Here is a 14791-nt window from a genome sequence, read left to right on the forward strand (position 1 = left end):
GCGCGTGTCCGGGGATCCGGCGCAGCAGCAGTGGGTGGTGGTGGTCGTTGTGGTCGAAGGGCATGCGGCCAAGCTGCCAGAAAGTTTGTCCGTAGACTTGACAACCGTGGATGAGGAGTACCCCGCCGAGCTGTCCAGCGGCGACAACTTCGTGGCCGGGCCTCTGCCTGACGACCCCGAGGACGTCGAGACGCCCGAACCGGAGCAGACCGAGCGCGACGCGCGCCAGGAGCTGCTCAAGGTCGAGGCCGAGCTGAACACCCGCTGGCCCGAGACCAAGATCGAGCCGTCGCTGAGCCGGATCGCCGCGCTGGTCAACGTGCTGGGCGAGCCGCAGACGACGTACCCGGTGCTGCAGGTGGCGGGTACCAACGGCAAGGGCTCGACGGCCCGGATGATCGACGCGCTGCTGACCCGGATGGGCCTGCGCGTCGGCCGCTACACCAGCCCGCACCTGCAGCTGGTCACCGAGCGCATCGCGCTGGACGGGGCGCCCATCCCGGCGTCGAAGTACGTCGACATCTACCACGACATCGCCCCGTACGTCGCGATGGTGGACGGCGCGGGCGGCCCGCCGATGAGCAAGTTCGAGGTGCTGACCGGGATGGCGTTCGCCGCCTTCGCCGACGCGCCGGTCGAGGCCGCGGTGATCGAGGTCGGCCTCGGCGGCACCTGGGACGCGACGAACGTCGCCGACGCGCAGGTCGCGGCGATCACGCCGATCGGCGTCGACCACGTCGAGTACCTGGGCAGCGACCTGGCCGGGATCGCGAAGGAGAAGGCCGGGATCATCAAGCCCGGCAGCGTCGCCGTCATCGCCGAGCAGGACCCCGTCGTGCAGAAGGTGCTGCTGGAGCGCGCCGTCGAGGTCGACGCGACGGTGGCGCGGGCGGGCAGCGAGTTCGCCGTGCTGCGCCGGGAGATCGCGGTCGGCGGGCAGCTGCTCACCCTGCAGGGGCTGGGCGGCGTGTACGACGAGATCTTCCTGCCGCTGCACGGTGCGCACCAGGCGGGCAACGCGCTGCTCGCACTGGCCGCGGTCGAGGCGTTCTTCGGGGCGGGCAAGGACCGGCAGCTGGTGATCGAAGCGGTCCGCGAGGCGTTCGCCGAGGTCGAGACGCCCGGACGGCTGGAGCGCGTGCGCGCGGCCCCGGCGGTGCTGATCGACGCGGCCCACAACCCCCATGGCGCCCAGGCTCTCGCGGCGACGATCACCGAGGAGTTCGCCTTCCGGCGGCTGGCCGCGGTGGTCGGGGTGATGGCGGACAAGGACGCGCGAGGCATCCTGGAAGCGCTGGAGCCGGTCGCGTCGGAGATCGTGGTGACGCGGAACAACTCGCCGCGCGCGATGCCGCTCGACGAGCTGAACGACCTGGCGCTGTCGATCTTCGGCGAGGACAGGGTGGTCGCCGAGCCGAGCCTGGACGCGGCGATCGAGACCGCGGTGGCGCTGGTCGAGGAGAGCGACGACCCGGAGGAGCCCCTAGCCGGTGGCGGGGTGCTGGTGACGGGCTCGGTCGTGACGGCGGGCGAGGCGCGGACCCTGTTCGGAAAGGAACCGGCATGAGCTCTCCGGAAAAGCCCGAGTCTGCCGTCAAGCCCCCGGCGAAGGACCCGATGAAGTCGTTCCGCGGGGTGATGGCCGGGACGCTCGTCCTGGAGGCGATCACGGTGGCGCTGGCGCTGCCGGTCGTCGCCCGGCTCGGCGGCGGCGTCGGCACGGGCAAGGGCTGGGCCGTGATCGCGATCGCGGTGGCGCTCCTGCTGTGCTGCGGGGTGCTCAGGCGGTCGTGGGTCGTGCCGGTCATCCTCGCGCTGCAGGTCGCGTTGCTGGCCTTCTTCTTCTCCATCACCGCGATCGGCGTGATCGGCCTGCTGTTCCTCGCGTTCTGGCTCTGGGCGCTGTGGCTGCGCCGCGACGTCGCGCGCCGGATGGCCGCGGGCACGCTGCCCAGCCAGCAGCAGTAGCCGGGGACCACCACTGTTCGCCGGGCGGCCCGCCGTTACGCTTCCGGCACCGTCAGTCTTAATTCGAGGAGAAACGAAAGTCGTGAGTGAACGCACGCTGGTCCTGGTCAAGCCCGATGGCGTGAAGCGCGGTCTCGTCGGCGAGGTCATTTCGCGGATCGAGCGCAAGGGCCTGACGTTGGCCGCACTGGAACTGCGCACGGTCGAGCGTTCGGTCGCCGAAGAGCACTACGCCGAGCACAAGGAGAAGCCGTTCTTCGGCGAGCTGCTGGAGTTCATCACCTCGGGGCAGGTCGTGGCGATCGCCGTCGACGGACCGCGGGCGATCGCGGCGTTCCGGCAGCTCGCGGGCGGCACCGACCCGGTCGAGAAGGCCACCCCGGGCACCCTGCGCGGCGACTTCGCGCTGGAGACCCAGTTCAACCTGGTGCACGGCTCTGACTCGCCGGAGTCGGCCGAGCGCGAGCTGAAGCTGTGGTTCCCCGACCTGTGAGCTGACTGCCCGAGCCCGGGACGCAGATCGATCACGGTTGTTGCGTCCCGGGCCGGTTCGGTCCACCATCACCCCATGAGCGCCGGCGTTGGCGATTTGCCCAAATCCGTGCTGGCGCGCGGCCTGATGCTCCTGGACGCTTTCGCCACCACCGACACCGAGCTGACGCTCGCCCAGCTGTCCGGCCGCACCGGCCTGCCGAAGGCGACCGCGCACCGGCTGGTGGCGGAGCTGGTGCGCTGGGGCGGCCTCGAGCGCTCCGGGCACGGCTACCGGCTCGGCATCAAGCTCTTCGAACTCGGCCAGCACGCTCCGGGCAGGCGTGACCTGCGGGAAGCCGCCCTGCCGTACCTGCAGGACCTGTACGAGTCGACGCACGAGAACATCCACCTCGCGGTGCCCGACGGGGCGCACACCCTGTTCCTGGAGAAGGTGACCGGGCACCGTTCGACGCCGATCATGTCGCGGGTCGGCTCGCGGATGCCGGTGCACTGCACGGCCACCGGCAAGGTCTTCCTCGCGCTCGGGCCGCCCGGCTACTTCCGCCGTATCGCGGCCGCCGGGCTGTGCCGCAAGACCGCGCGCACGATCGTCGCGCCCGGGCTGCTGCGCCAGGAGCTCGAGCGCGCGCACGAACGGGGGTACGGCGTGAACCGCGAGGAGTCCGAAGTCGGCGTGGCCGCGGTCGCCGCCCCGGTGTACGACTCACGGCGCAGGCTGCTCGCGGCCATCTCGATCACCGGCAGCGCGCAGCGGCTGGACCTGGACCGGCTGGCCCCGGCGGTCCGCACCGCGGCCTTCGCGGTGTCGCGCGAGCTGGCGGGCGGCCGGTAAACCGGTCGAAAAGTGTCGGTACCCCGTCCTACTGTTCAGGACGTGGACGAAGAACCGACCATGGTGCAGGCCAAGGCGCTCACGAAGCGCTTCGGCGAGTTCGAAGCGGTCCGGGGGATCGACGTCGAGGTGCGGCGGGGTGAGGCCTTCGGCTTCCTGGGGCCGAACGGCGCCGGGAAGTCCTCCACCATGCGGATGATCGCGAGCGTTTCGCCGCGCACCGACGGTGACCTGAAGGTCCTGGGGATGGACCCGAACACCGACGGTCCGCGCATCCGCGCGCGGCTGGGCGTGGTGCCGCAGCAGGACAACCTGGACAACGAGCTGACCGTCCAGCAGAACCTGCAGGTCTACGGCCGGTATTTCGGGCTGTCCCGGGCGCAGACCCGCCGCAAGGCGGTGGAGCTGCTGGAGTTCGCGCAGCTGTCGGACCGGGCGGACGCGGAGGTCGAACCGCTCTCCGGCGGGATGAAGCGGCGGCTGACCATCGCCCGCTCGCTGGTCAACGACCCGGAGCTGCTGCTGCTCGACGAGCCGACAACGGGGCTGGACCCACAGGCCCGGCATCTGTTGTGGGACAGGCTTTTCCGGCTCAAGGCCCAGGGTGTCACGCTCATCGTCACCACGCACTACATGGACGAGGCGGAGCAGCTGTGCGACAGGCTCGTCGTCATGGACGGTGGCCGGATCGTCGCCGAGGGGTCGCCCGCCGAGCTGATCTCGCGGTACTCCACCCGGGAGGTGCTGGAGCTGCGTTTTCCGCCGGGGCAGGAGATTCCGCCCGAGCGGTTCACCGACCTGGCCGACCGGGTCGAGGCGCTGCCGGACCGGATCCTGTTGTACACCACGGCGGGTGAGGCGGCACTGGAGCAGGTGCACGCGCGCGGGCTGCGGCCGTTGTCGAGCCTGGTGCGCCGCAGCACGCTGGAGGACGTCTTCCTCCGGCTCACCGGACGGACGCTGGTGGACTGATGGTGGTCTCCACGGGACGGGTCGTCGGTTCCTGGCGCGCGGCCTGGCTGCGGGTCGAGGGCAGCTGGGCGTGGTACCGGCGGTACTGGAAGTCCAACCTGTACTCCTCCGGCCTGCAGCCGCTGCTGTTCCTGGTCGCGATGGGGCTCGGGTTCGGCTCGCAGGTCAAGGCCGGGCCCGCGACCGGCGGGCTGTCGTACCTGCAGTACATCGCGCCCGCGCTGCTGGTATCGGCGGCGATGCAGAACGCGGTCGGCGAGTCGACGTATCCCGTGCTGTCGGGTTTCAAGTGGCAGAAGGACTATCTCGCCGTGACGGCGACGCCGGTGACGCCGGGACAGTTGCTGGGCGGGCACTTCACCTGGGTCGCGTTGCGGTTGCTGCTGTCGGGTTCGGTCTACGCGCTGATCGCGCTCGCCTTCGGCGCGTGGCTCGACGCGGGAGCGATCCTGGTGGTGTTCGTCGGGGTGTTCACCGGGCTGGCCTGTGCCGCACCGGTGACCGCGTTCGCGGCGAGCACCTACGACGAGGGCGTGCGGTTCAACTCGTTGTTCCGGTTCGTCGTGATGCCGATGACGCTGTTCGCCGGAACCTTCTTCCCGATCGGGCAGATCCCGCTCGCGCTGCGCTGGCTCGCCTGGATCTCCCCGCTGTGGCACGGAAACCAGCTCGCCCGCGGGGTGACCCTCGGCGGCGTCGCGCCGATCGCGATGGTCGGCCACCTCGCCTTCCTGGCGGCGCTGCTGGCCGCCGGCGCCTTCTTCGCGCACAAGTCCTTCTACCGTCGCCTGGTGGTTTGAGATGACCGTCCTCCACCAGCGGCCCGGGCTGCTGCTGCGCATCCTCCCGCCGGGTCTCTACGCCGGCCGGGCGAGCAAGCTCGTGGAACGCTCCGTCCTCGCCTACTCGCGGATGTGGCTCGTCTTCGTCTCTGGCGTGTTCGAGCCGCTGTTCTACCTCGTCGCGTTCCAGATCGGCTTCGGCAGGCTGGTCGACGAGGTCACCGGCCCCGACGGCAGGCCGATGAGCTACGTCGCGTTCGTGGCCCCGGCGCTGCTGGCCTCCTCGGCGATGAACGGCGCGATCTTCGACAGCACGTTCAACGTCTTCTTCAAGTTCCGCTACGCCAAGACCTACGAGGCGATGCTGGCCACCCCGATCGGCCCGCTGGACATCGCGGTCGGCGAGATCTCCTGGGCAGTGCTGCGTGGCGGCATCTACGCCGTCGCGTTCTTCGGCGTGATGCTGGCGATGGGCCTGGTCGCCTCGCCGTGGGCGGTCCTGCTGATCCCCATCGCGCTGCTGGTGGCGTTCGCGTTCGCCGCGATCGGCATGGCCTGCGCGACCTTCCTGCGCTCGCCGTCGCAGTTCGATTTCATCCAGCTCGCCGTGATGCCGATGTTCCTGTTCTCCACGACGTTCTACCCGCTGACGGTGTACCCCGGGCCGATACGGGTCCTCGTCCAGTGCTTCCCGCTGTACCACGGCGTGGAGCTGATGCGGGAGCTGTCGGTCGGCGCGTTGAACCCCGGCATGCTCGGCCACCTCGCGTACCTGGTCGCGCTCGCCGTCTTCGGCGTCTGGGCCGCCGCGCGGCGGCTCACCCACCTGCTGCTGCGCTGACGGCGTCCAGCGCGCCCGCGGCGTCGACCATGCCGTGCCCGTAGAACCCGTTGTAGCCGGTGTATCCGGTGCAGAACGCGTCCTGATGCCCGTCGCCGGTGAGGTCGTAGTCGGTGGGGCACGGCATCGGCCGCGCGCCCTGGAACAGCGCGGCCCGCAACTGCCGTGCGCTCAGCCCCTGATGCGCGGAGGCGACGAGTGCGGCCACACCCGCGGCGTGCGGCGCCGCCATCGACGTCCCGCACATGGACGCGTACCCGCCCGGCACGGTCGAGAGCACGCAGTCGCCCCGAGCCCCGCCCGGTGCCGCCAGATCCACGACGCCCAGCCCGTACGAGCTGTAGCCGGCCTTCACCCCGTCCCGCCCGACGGCGGACACCGTCACCGCGTCCCGCAGCCCCGCGGGCAGTTCTTCACAGCTCGACGGAGTCGGCGACACGCCCGAGCGCGGTGACGGCGTCAGGTTCACCGACTCGTTCGTCGCCGCCGCGATGTCGAGGGTGCCCTGAGCCGTCGCGTACTCCTCCGCACGCGCGATCGCCTCGTGCACGACCGGGTAGCCCTCGCGCCGCGCGCACGACACGCCCCACGGATCGACCGAGAAACTCGTGTTGACCACCGGCAGGTGCCGCCCCGCCGCCCACATCAGCCCGCACACCGCCGCCTCGGGATCGACGTAGCCGTCGTCGTCGATCACCTTCACCGACGCCACCCGGACCCTGGGCGCGACCCCCGTGATCCCCTTGCCGTCGTCCGCGGCCGCGATGAGCCCCGCGACATGCGTGCCGTGTGCCGAGGTGGTCGGCTGCCAGGCGTTCGCGGCACGGTCCGGCACGCCGCTCAGGCACCCCGCGGAATCGTTCCGGTCGATCGCCTGGGCCAGGTCGGGATGTGCCGGGTCGACCCCGGAGTCCAGGACGCCCACGACGACGTCCGGGCTGCCGGTGCCCCCGATCGCGTCGACCGCCGCCATGTCCCACTGCTCGTCGGTCCGGTCCACCCCCGGCACCGTGGCCGACGACACCTCCGCGCGCCGCTGGGTGACCGGGCGCCGGACCTCCTGCGCGCTGAACGCCCTGTCCGGCCCGAACTTCGCCGCGAAACCGGGATCGGTCGACGTCACGACGCCTACACTGATCTGTGGGTAGTAGATCGCGGACTGCCCGCAGGCCGCGCCGACCTGGCGGTCGGCCTGGGTCTCGGGCGTGCCGCGGTCGAACACCACCAGGTAGCGCACCGTGCGACCGGTGTCGCCGCAACCCGGGTCCGGCTGGTCCGCGGCGGCGACGGGGAAGGGCGCGGCGGCCAGCAGCGCGGCACATGTGCCGAGCGTGAGGGACCGTCCGAAGCCGGACACCGGCGAAACCTCCAGGGGACCAGCGGTATCAGCCGCACGCTAGGACACCGCCGCAGCCGCGACAAGCGGAACCGCGAAGTTCGCCCGGCCGGGCGGGCGCGACCTGCGCCGCGCGGCTCCGGGCACGTCGTGTGGGATACTCGGGGTGGCCGCCGAGCCGGGACGCCCGTCAACCGCGGTGCGAACCGGCGCCGATGGCCCGGTGACGTGCGGGAAGAGCGCCAGGTCGTCGCCGCCCGGGAGCGGGCGGCTCGACGACGTGGGAGGCGGAGCGGGAAGCCGCCGGCCCGGCCGGCACGTGATCGAGTAGACCTGCCTTCGGCGGGTGCCGGACATCCGGCGCCGTCGTGGCGAGAGAGGCACAGGATTCCCGTCGGTGGTGACCACCACGGCGGAACAGACAGGAAGGGGCCCCTGCGCGGCCGCGTCCTTCCAGCATCGGCTGGCAGACGCGCCCGGGGGCGGAGGAGACAGATGACGAACGCGGAAACACCCGCCGAGAACACCGGCGGGGACACCGCCGCACCTACCGGCCCGCTGGGCGAACTGCCCGCCCGGGTGCGGGTTCACGCCCTGGCGAAGCTGCTCGGGTCGAACAGCAGGGACGTGCTGGCGAAACTGACCGAACTGGGGGAGACCGCCCGCAGCGCCCAGTCGAGCGTGCCCAAGGACGTGGCGATCAGGGTGGCCGAGGCCCTCGCTGGCCCGGCCGAGGAGCCCACGGCCGCTGAGGTCGCGGCCGTGGCACAGGCCGAGCCGGAGGCGCCGGAGTCCGACACGACCGAGATCACCGCGGCCCCCGACGTGGAGGAAGCCGCACCGGAGCGCCAGCCCGCCGGTAGGCGGTCGATGGCCCACGTTCCGGTGTTCGCGGCCCCGTCGCCGGTGTTCCTGCCGCCCGAGCCGCCTGCCGCCCGGCCCGAGCCGACGCAGCAGCAGCAGGACGAGCCCGTCGCCCAGGAGGAGCCCGCCGAGGCGCCCGAGCGCGACAGGGACGACGACGGCGACGACGCGAATGGCCGGCGCCGCCGGCGTCGTGGCCGTCGTGGCCGTGGCCGGGGCAAGGGCGGTGACGAGGGCTCGTCGAACGAGGACGAGAGCACCGACCAGCCGGAACATGCCGACGAGGACAAGCCGGCCCCGGCGCAGGACGAGCGCAAGCCCGATGCCGACGCCGAGAGCGACGACGAGGACTCGGACGACACCGATGCCGGCAGCCGCCGTCGTCGGCGTCGCCGCCGCCGCAAGGCCTCGGAGGACGACAACGCCGAGCCCACGACCGGCGACGACCCGCCGAACACCGTCGTGCACGTCCGCGAGGCCAAGGGCGAGGACAAGAGCAACGGCAGGGAAGCCAAGGCCGACAAGGCTGACAAGGGCGACAAGGGCGACGGGGTCCGCAGCGTGCGCGGCTCCACCCGGCTCGAAGCCAAGCGCCAGCGCCGCCGCGACGGCCGTGAAGCGGGCCGCCGCCGCGCGCCGATCCTCTCCGAGGCCGAGTTCCTGGCCCGGCGTGAGGCGGTCGAGCGCACCATGGTCGTGGCCGAGCGCGGCGACCACACGCAGATCGGCGTGCTCGAGGACGGCGTGCTGGTCGAGCACTTCGTGACCTCGTCGGGCAGCGGCTCGATCGTCGGCAACGTCTACCTGGGCCGGGTGCAGAACGTGCTGCCCTCGATGGAGGCGGCGTTCGTCGACATCGGGCGTGGCCGCAACGCGGTGCTCTACGCCGGTGAGGTCGACTGGGACGCCGCCGGCCTGGAAGGCAAGTCCCGCAAGATCGAGCAGGCGCTCTCCAGCGGTGACAACGTGCTGGTCCAGGTCACGAAGGACCCGGTCGGCCACAAGGGCGCGCGGCTCACCACGCAGATCTCGCTGCCGGGACGGTTCCTGGTGTACGTGCCCGCGGGCGGGGCCACCGGCATCTCCCGGAAGCTGCCGGAGAACGAGCGTCGCCGGCTCAAGGACATCCTCAAGCGCATCGTCCCCGAGGACGCGGGCGTCATCATCCGCACCGCGTCGGAGGGCATCAGCGAGGAGGAGCTCGAGCGCGACGTCCGCCGCCTGAAGGCCCAGTGGGAGATCATCAAGGAGAAGGCGGGCGCGGCTTCGAGCGGCAAGAAGTCGTCCGCGCCGACGATGCTCTACGAGGAGCCGGACCTGCTGGTGAAGGTCGTCCGCGACCTGTTCACCGAGGACTTCGCGAAGCTCGAGGTCCAGGGCGACACGGCGTGGGAGACGATCAACGCCTACGTCGGGCACGTGGCGCCGGACCTCGCCCCTCGGCTCAAGCGCTACGTCGGCACCGGTGACGTGCTCTCCGAGTACCGGATCGACGAGCAGATCACGAAGGCGCTCGACCGCAAGGTGTGGCTGCCCTCGGGCGGCTACCTGGTCATCGACCGCACCGAGGCGATGACCGTCATCGACGTCAACACCGGCAAGTTCACCGGCTCCGGGGGCAACCTCGAGGAGACGGTGACCCGGAACAACCTGGAGTCCGCCGAGGAGATCGTGCGCCAGCTGCGGCTGCGCGACATCGGCGGCATCATCGTGATCGACTTCATCGACATGGTGCTGGAGTCCAACCGCGAGCTGGTGCTGCGGCGGCTGACCGAATGCCTCGGCCGGGACCGCACCCGCCACCAGGTGGCCGAGGTGACGTCGCTGGGCCTGGTGCAGATGACCCGCAAGAAGGTCGGCACCGGACTGCTGGAGGCGTTCTCGACGCCGTGTGAGCACTGCAAGGGCCGCGGCGTGATCGTCTCGACCGAGCTGTCGCGCCTGTCGAACGCGAACGGTTCCAACGGCAACGGCGGTGGTGGCGGTGGGCACCAGCACGGCGGCGGTGGCTCCCGGCGCTCGCGAGGCCGGGGCAAGGCCGAGGAGCCGCAGGAGCAGCGCGGTGAGGCCGGGCGCACGCCCGAGCGGCGGGAGTCGGTGGTCACGGCCGTCCAGGCCATGGCGAACGCCGCGAAGCTGGCCTCGACGGGCAAGCCCGAGGGCGAGGAGACCGCGGAGGATGGGGTGTCGGCCGCGCTGAACGGCCGGCACACGCCCGAGGAGCAGGCAGGCCCGGAGGCGGCCCAGGCCGAGACGGACGAGCTGGCCTCGGCCGGGTCGACGCCCGCCGAGACGCCTGCCGAGGCCGCCCAGGCGCCGTTCGGCACGGGCACCGCGGATGACGCGGAGGCCGCCCAGGCGTCGTCCGGCAAGGGCATCGCCGGCGACGTGGAGTCCACCCAGGCCGAGGCCGCACCCGAGGCCGGGTCTGGGCCCGCTGCCGGAGCCGCACCCGAGGCCCCTGCCGGGGCCGGACCAGAGGCCGCTGTCGAGGCGGGACCTGACGTCCCGGCTGCCGAGGCCGCGCCTGAGGCTCCGGCCACGGCGCCTACCCCGGTCGACGCCGCTCCCGAGGCTCCGGCCGACGCGGCCGAGGCCGCGCCTGACACCCCGTCCGCGACCTCGGACGCCGCGCCTGCGGCCTGGGATGCCACTTCCCCGGCGGCAGCCGAGGCGTCGAATGCCATCTCCACGAGCTCGGACGCCGCGCCTGCGGCCTCGGAAGCTGCGTCTGCGGCTTCCCCGTCCGCGGTCGAGGCCCCCAGCGCCGAGCCCGAGCGCACGTCCACGCCAGAGCCCGCCGGGGACGCGCAGGAGCAGGCGGAGCCCGAGGTCGAGGTGCCGACTCCGGCTGTGCGCACTGCCCGTCGGCGTCCGCGCCGTGCGGCGTCGCGCCCGGCAGGCCCCCCGGTGCACGCCTCGGACCAGAGCTGAGCAGTGAAGAGCACCCCGGTGTGCACCAGCACCGGGGTGCCCCGTAACCTATATGACGGCCCGCCTGCGTGTGGGCCATGGCGCGATAACCGGACCGCACAGTGCGGGCCGTATCGCAAGCCCTCACCCATTGTCGAGTAAGCAGGAGACTTCCGTGTCGGCGTACGCGATCGTCAAGACCGGCGGCAAGCAGTACAAGGTGGCCGTCGGCGACGTCGTCGAGGTCGAAAAGCTCGAGGGCGAGCCGGGCACCGAGCACACCTTCCCCGCCGTGTTGTACGTCGACGGCGGCGAGGTCACCACGGACGCCGACGCGTTGGCGAAGGTCTCGGTCACCGGCAAGGTCGTCGAGCAGACCAAGGGTCCCAAGATCCGCATCCACAAGTTCAAGAACAAGACCGGCTACCACAAGCGCCAGGGGCACCGGCAGAAGCTGACCCGCGTCGAGGTCACCGGAATCAGCAAGTAAGGAGCTGAGCACTTATGGCACACAAGAAGGGTGCTTCCAGCTCCCGCAACGGTCGTGACTCGAACCCCCAGTACCTGGGCGTCAAGCGGTACGGCGGCCAGGTCGTCCAGGCGGGCGAGATCCTGGTCCGTCAGCGGGGCACCAAGTTCCACCCCGGCGTGAACGTCGGCCGCGGCGGTGACGACACGCTGTTCGCGCTCGCCGCCGGTGCGGTCGAGTTCGGTGCGAAGCGTGGCCGCAAGACGGTCAACATCGTCCCGGTCGAGGCCTGACGCGCGACAAATGGGCGACGTGTGTCCGCGGAATACGCGGACCGCGTCGCCCGTTTTTGTGTCTGTCGGAGGGCTGAGCCCCCCATATCCCCACGGTGCTCCTACTGACCCGGAGTGGTCGCGCTGGCAAGCACCAGCAGTACTTTCGAAAGGCTCGACATGGCGTCCCGGTTCGTTGACCGCGCGGTGATCCAGGTGGCCGCCGGTAACGGCGGGAACGGGTGCGCCTCGGTGCACCGCGAGAAGTTCAAGCCCCTCGGCGGCCCTGACGGCGGCAATGGCGGCAATGGCGGCGACGTGCTGCTGGTCGTCGATCCCAACGTGCACACCCTGCTCGACTTCCACTTCCGCCCGCACGCCAGCGCCGGCAACGGCAAGCAGGGCCAGGGCAGCCACCGCGCGGGCGCGGCCGGCCAGTCGCTGGAGCTGAAAGTCCCGGCCGGCACCGTGGTGATGACCGAGAGCGGCGAGGTGCTGGCGGACCTGACCGGCCCCGGCACCACGTTCGTCGCCGCCCAGGGCGGCCGCGGCGGCCTCGGCAACGCGGCGCTCGCCTCGCGGGCGCGCAAGGCGCCTGGGTTCGCGTTGCTCGGCGAGTCGGGCGAGGCGCGTTCGCTCGTGCTGGAGCTGCGCTCGGTCGCGGACGTCGGACTGGTCGGGTTCCCGTCCGCGGGCAAGTCGTCGCTGATCTCGGTGCTGTCCGCGGCGAAGCCGAAGATCGCCGACTACCCGTTCACCACGCTGGTGCCGAACCTCGGCGTCGTGACGGCGGGGGAGACGGTGTTCACGATGGCCGACGTGCCGGGGCTGATCCCCGGTGCCAGCGAGGGCAAGGGGCTGGGCCTGGACTTCCTGCGCCACATCGAGCGTTGCGCGGTGCTGGTGCACGTCGTCGACTGCGCCACCTTCGAGCCCGGCCGTGACCCGGTGTCCGATGTGGACGCTCTGGAGGAGGAGCTCGCCCGCTACACCCCGGGCCTGGGCGGCGAGCTCGGCGACCGGCCGCGCGTGGTCGTGCTGAACAAGGTCGACGTGCCCGACGCCGCCGAGATGGCCGAGATGATGCGTCCGGAGTTCGAGGCGCGCGGCCTGCCGGTGTTCGAGATCTCCACCGCCACCCGGCACGGCCTGCGTGAGCTGACGTACGCGCTCGGCGCCATCGTGGAGAAGTTCCGCGCGGAGCAGCCGACCCCGGAGGCCGAGCGCATCGTGCTGCGGCCGCAGGCGGTCGACGATGCGGGATTCACCGTCGAGCCCGACCCCGAGGAGCCGGACGGCTTCGTCGTCCGGGGCACGCGTCCTGAGCGCTGGATCCGCCAGACCGACTTCGGCAACGACGAGGCTGTTGGCTACCTCGCCGACAGGCTGAACCGGCTCGGTGTGGAGGAGCGGCTCGCGCGCATGGGTGCCGAGCCCGGATGCCCGGTCACGATCGGCGAGGTGACCTTCGACTGGCAGCCGTCCACGCCAGGCGTGGTGCAGCACCTGTCGGGCCGTGGCACTGATGTCCGGCTCGAGGACAACAGCCGGGTGTCCGCGGCGCAGCGCAAGGAAGCCCGCCGCATCCGCCGGGACGGAGTGTCCGAGTCCGAACTGGACGACGACGAGTGAGCGAGCTCGCGAGCGCGTGTGGTGAAACGGCGGTGTGGCGCGTGCGGCCGGTGAGCACGGTGGTAGTGCTGGCGCGGCCGGTGAGCACGGCAGGGCGGCGTGTGCAGCCGGTGAACACGGCAGGGCTGCGGGCGTGGCCGGTGGACATGCCAGGGCTGCGTGCGTGGCGGGTTGACACGGCTGTACTGCGGGCGCGGCCGACGAACATGGCGGGCCTGCTAGCGCGGCCGGTGGAAGTGGCAGGGCTGCGGGTGCGGGCGATGAGCGCAGGCGAGGCGGCGGCGTGAGCGTGACCCGGAAGGCCGTGGCCGACGCGGAGCGCCTGGTCGTCAAGGTCGGTTCGTCGGCGCTCACCACCGCCGGGCACGGTCTGGACGTCGAGCGGCTCAATGCGCTCGTGGACGCCATCGCCGGCCGGATCGCCCGGGGCGGCCAGCTGGTGCTGGTGTCCTCGGGCGCCATCGGCGCCGGGCTGGCGCCGCTCGCGCTCGGCAAGCGTCCGCGTGACCTCGCCACCCAGCAAGCGGCCGCGAGTGTCGGGCAGCTGCAGCTCGCGCACGCCTACGCCGAGTCGTTCGGGCGGTACTCGCTCACCGTTGGCCAGGTGCTGCTGACCTCGGACGACGTGGTGCGCCGCTCGCACTACCGCAACGCGCAGCGCACCTTCTCCCGGTTGCTTGCGCTGGGCGCGGTGCCGGTGGTGAACGAGAACGACACGGTCGCCACGGAGGAGATCCGTTTCGGCGACAACGACCGGCTCGCCGCTCTCGTCGCCCATCTCATCGGCGCCGACGCGCTTGTCCTGCTGTCCGATGTGGACGGCCTGTACGACGGCGATCCCCGTGACGGCGCGACACGTAAGGTCGCCGAAGTCGCGGACGACGCCGACGTCCAGGGCATCTCCGTCGGCATGTCCAGCTCTGGACTCGGCACCGGCGGGATGGTCTCGAAGCTCGCCGCCGCTCGGACGGCAGCGGCTGCCGGCATTCCGGTGTTGCTGGCCTCAGCCTCCGAGGCGGCGCGCGCCCTGACCACGGCCGAGGTCGGGACCGCTTTCGCGGCGGCGGACTCCCGGCTGTCGGCCCGCCGGTTCTGGCTCGGCTACGCCGCGGGCCCGACCGGACGCCTCCAGCTCGACGATGGCGCTGTCGCGGCCGTCGTCCGGCGCCGGCGTTCGCTGTTGGCGGCCGGCGTCACCGGTGTGAGCGGAGACTTCCAGGCGGGCGACGTGGTCGAGCTGGTGGACCCGGCCCAGCGAGTGGTGGCACGCGGGGTCGTCGCCTTCGACGCCGGTGAGCTGCCTGAGCTCATCGGCCGCTCCAGCCACGAGCTACCCCCCGAGCAACGTCGCGAAGTAGTCCACGCCGACGACCTGGTGCCGCTGCGCCACTGACGCTCCCACTGTAGGAGCGGCG

General features: G+C 71.8%; 14 protein-coding genes. 13 read left to right on the plus strand and 1 reads right to left on the minus strand.

Annotated elements, in window-relative coordinates; genetic code table 11:
• Nucleotides 1–106 precede the first annotated feature (106 nt).
• The 7 genes from folC to LWP59_RS09155 all read left to right on the plus strand — a co-directional run bounded on the left by folC (nt 107) and on the right by LWP59_RS09155 (nt 5890).
• Entirely contained in the window at nt 107–1567 is a 1461-nt protein-coding gene (gene folC, locus LWP59_RS09125) for a bifunctional tetrahydrofolate synthase/dihydrofolate synthase (protein WP_373299404.1), read from the plus strand.
• Complete coding sequence (locus LWP59_RS09130; RefSeq protein WP_144642609.1) at nt 1564–1968, plus strand: DUF4233 domain-containing protein; 405 nt, start codon at nt 1564–1566, stop codon at nt 1966–1968. The genes folC and LWP59_RS09130 overlap by 4 nt, the downstream gene beginning before the upstream one ends.
• Before the next feature lie 82 nt (nt 1969–2050).
• Nucleotides 2051–2461, plus strand: a complete 411-nt coding sequence (gene ndk, locus LWP59_RS09135; protein ID WP_144642610.1) for a nucleoside-diphosphate kinase — start codon at nt 2051–2053, stop codon at nt 2459–2461.
• A gap of 75 nt (nt 2462–2536) precedes the next feature.
• Nucleotides 2537–3295, plus strand: a complete 759-nt coding sequence (locus LWP59_RS09140) for an IclR family transcriptional regulator (protein ID WP_144642611.1) — start codon at nt 2537–2539, stop codon at nt 3293–3295.
• A gap of 60 nt (nt 3296–3355) precedes the next feature.
• Complete coding sequence (locus LWP59_RS09145) at nt 3356–4267, plus strand: ABC transporter ATP-binding protein (protein WP_144642631.1); 912 nt, start codon at nt 3356–3358, stop codon at nt 4265–4267.
• Nucleotides 4267–5067: an ABC transporter permease gene (locus LWP59_RS09150; protein WP_373299403.1), complete on the plus strand. Its 801-nt coding sequence runs from the start codon at nt 4267–4269 to the stop codon at nt 5065–5067. Before LWP59_RS09145 ends, LWP59_RS09150 begins: the two co-directional genes overlap by 1 nt.
• A gap of 1 nt (nt 5068) precedes the next feature.
• Complete coding sequence (locus tag LWP59_RS09155) at nt 5069–5890, plus strand: ABC transporter permease (protein WP_144642613.1); 822 nt, start codon at nt 5069–5071, stop codon at nt 5888–5890.
• Here the strand turns inward: LWP59_RS09155 and LWP59_RS09160 are convergent.
• Nucleotides 5868–7247, minus strand: coding sequence for a S8 family serine peptidase (locus LWP59_RS09160; RefSeq protein ID WP_144642614.1), 1380 nt, complete (start codon nt 7245–7247; stop codon nt 5868–5870). The genes LWP59_RS09155 and LWP59_RS09160 overlap by 23 nt on opposite strands.
• Nucleotides 7248–7721: 474 nt before the next feature.
• On the opposite strand from LWP59_RS09160, the gene LWP59_RS09165 reads away from it, so the two are divergent.
• From LWP59_RS09165 to proB, 6 genes are all read left to right on the plus strand, one after another.
• Nucleotides 7722–11024 (plus strand): Rne/Rng family ribonuclease, encoded by a 3303-nt coding sequence (locus tag LWP59_RS09165; protein WP_144642615.1) that lies wholly within the window; start codon nt 7722–7724, stop codon nt 11022–11024.
• 154 nt (nt 11025–11178) lie between these two features.
• Nucleotides 11179–11493, plus strand: a complete 315-nt coding sequence (gene rplU / locus LWP59_RS09170) for a 50S ribosomal protein L21 (protein ID WP_091512575.1) — start codon at nt 11179–11181, stop codon at nt 11491–11493.
• A gap of 14 nt (nt 11494–11507) precedes the next feature.
• Nucleotides 11508–11765, plus strand: a complete 258-nt coding sequence (gene rpmA, locus LWP59_RS09175) for a 50S ribosomal protein L27 (RefSeq protein ID WP_144642616.1) — start codon at nt 11508–11510, stop codon at nt 11763–11765.
• Nucleotides 11766–11924: 159 nt separating this feature from the next.
• A complete protein-coding gene (obgE, locus tag LWP59_RS09180; RefSeq protein ID WP_144642617.1) occupies nt 11925–13376 on the plus strand; it encodes a GTPase ObgE in 1452 nt (483 codons plus the stop codon).
• Nucleotides 13373–13663, plus strand: coding sequence for a hypothetical protein (locus LWP59_RS09185; RefSeq protein ID WP_144642618.1), 291 nt, complete (start codon nt 13373–13375; stop codon nt 13661–13663). Before obgE ends, LWP59_RS09185 begins: the two co-directional genes overlap by 4 nt.
• Entirely contained in the window at nt 13660–14769 is a 1110-nt protein-coding gene (proB, locus tag LWP59_RS09190; RefSeq protein WP_144642619.1) for a glutamate 5-kinase, read from the plus strand. Before LWP59_RS09185 ends, proB begins: the two co-directional genes overlap by 4 nt.
• Nucleotides 14770–14791 lie beyond the last annotated feature (22 nt).

The organism is Amycolatopsis acidiphila (assembly GCF_021391495.1).
In the GTDB taxonomy this organism is placed as follows: Bacteria; Actinomycetota; Actinomycetes; order Mycobacteriales; family Pseudonocardiaceae; genus Amycolatopsis_E; species Amycolatopsis_E acidiphila.

Coding starts and splice junctions, on each gene's coding strand:
- LWP59_RS09130 (WP_144642609.1), top strand. CDS start 1,564: ATGAGCTCTCCGGAAAAGCCCGAGTCTGCCGTCAAGCCCCCGGCGAAG.
- LWP59_RS09140 (WP_144642611.1), top strand. CDS start 2,537: ATGAGCGCCGGCGTTGGCGATTTGCCCAAATCCGTGCTGGCGCGCGGC.
- LWP59_RS09145 (WP_144642631.1), top strand. CDS start 3,356: ATGGTGCAGGCCAAGGCGCTCACGAAGCGCTTCGGCGAGTTCGAAGCG.
- LWP59_RS09150 (WP_373299403.1), top strand. CDS start 4,267: ATGGTGGTCTCCACGGGACGGGTCGTCGGTTCCTGGCGCGCGGCCTGG.
- LWP59_RS09155 (WP_144642613.1), top strand. CDS start 5,069: ATGACCGTCCTCCACCAGCGGCCCGGGCTGCTGCTGCGCATCCTCCCG.
- LWP59_RS09165 (WP_144642615.1), top strand. CDS start 7,722: ATGACGAACGCGGAAACACCCGCCGAGAACACCGGCGGGGACACCGCC.
- rpmA (WP_144642616.1), top strand. CDS start 11,508: ATGGCACACAAGAAGGGTGCTTCCAGCTCCCGCAACGGTCGTGACTCG.
- obgE (WP_144642617.1), top strand. CDS start 11,925: ATGGCGTCCCGGTTCGTTGACCGCGCGGTGATCCAGGTGGCCGCCGGT.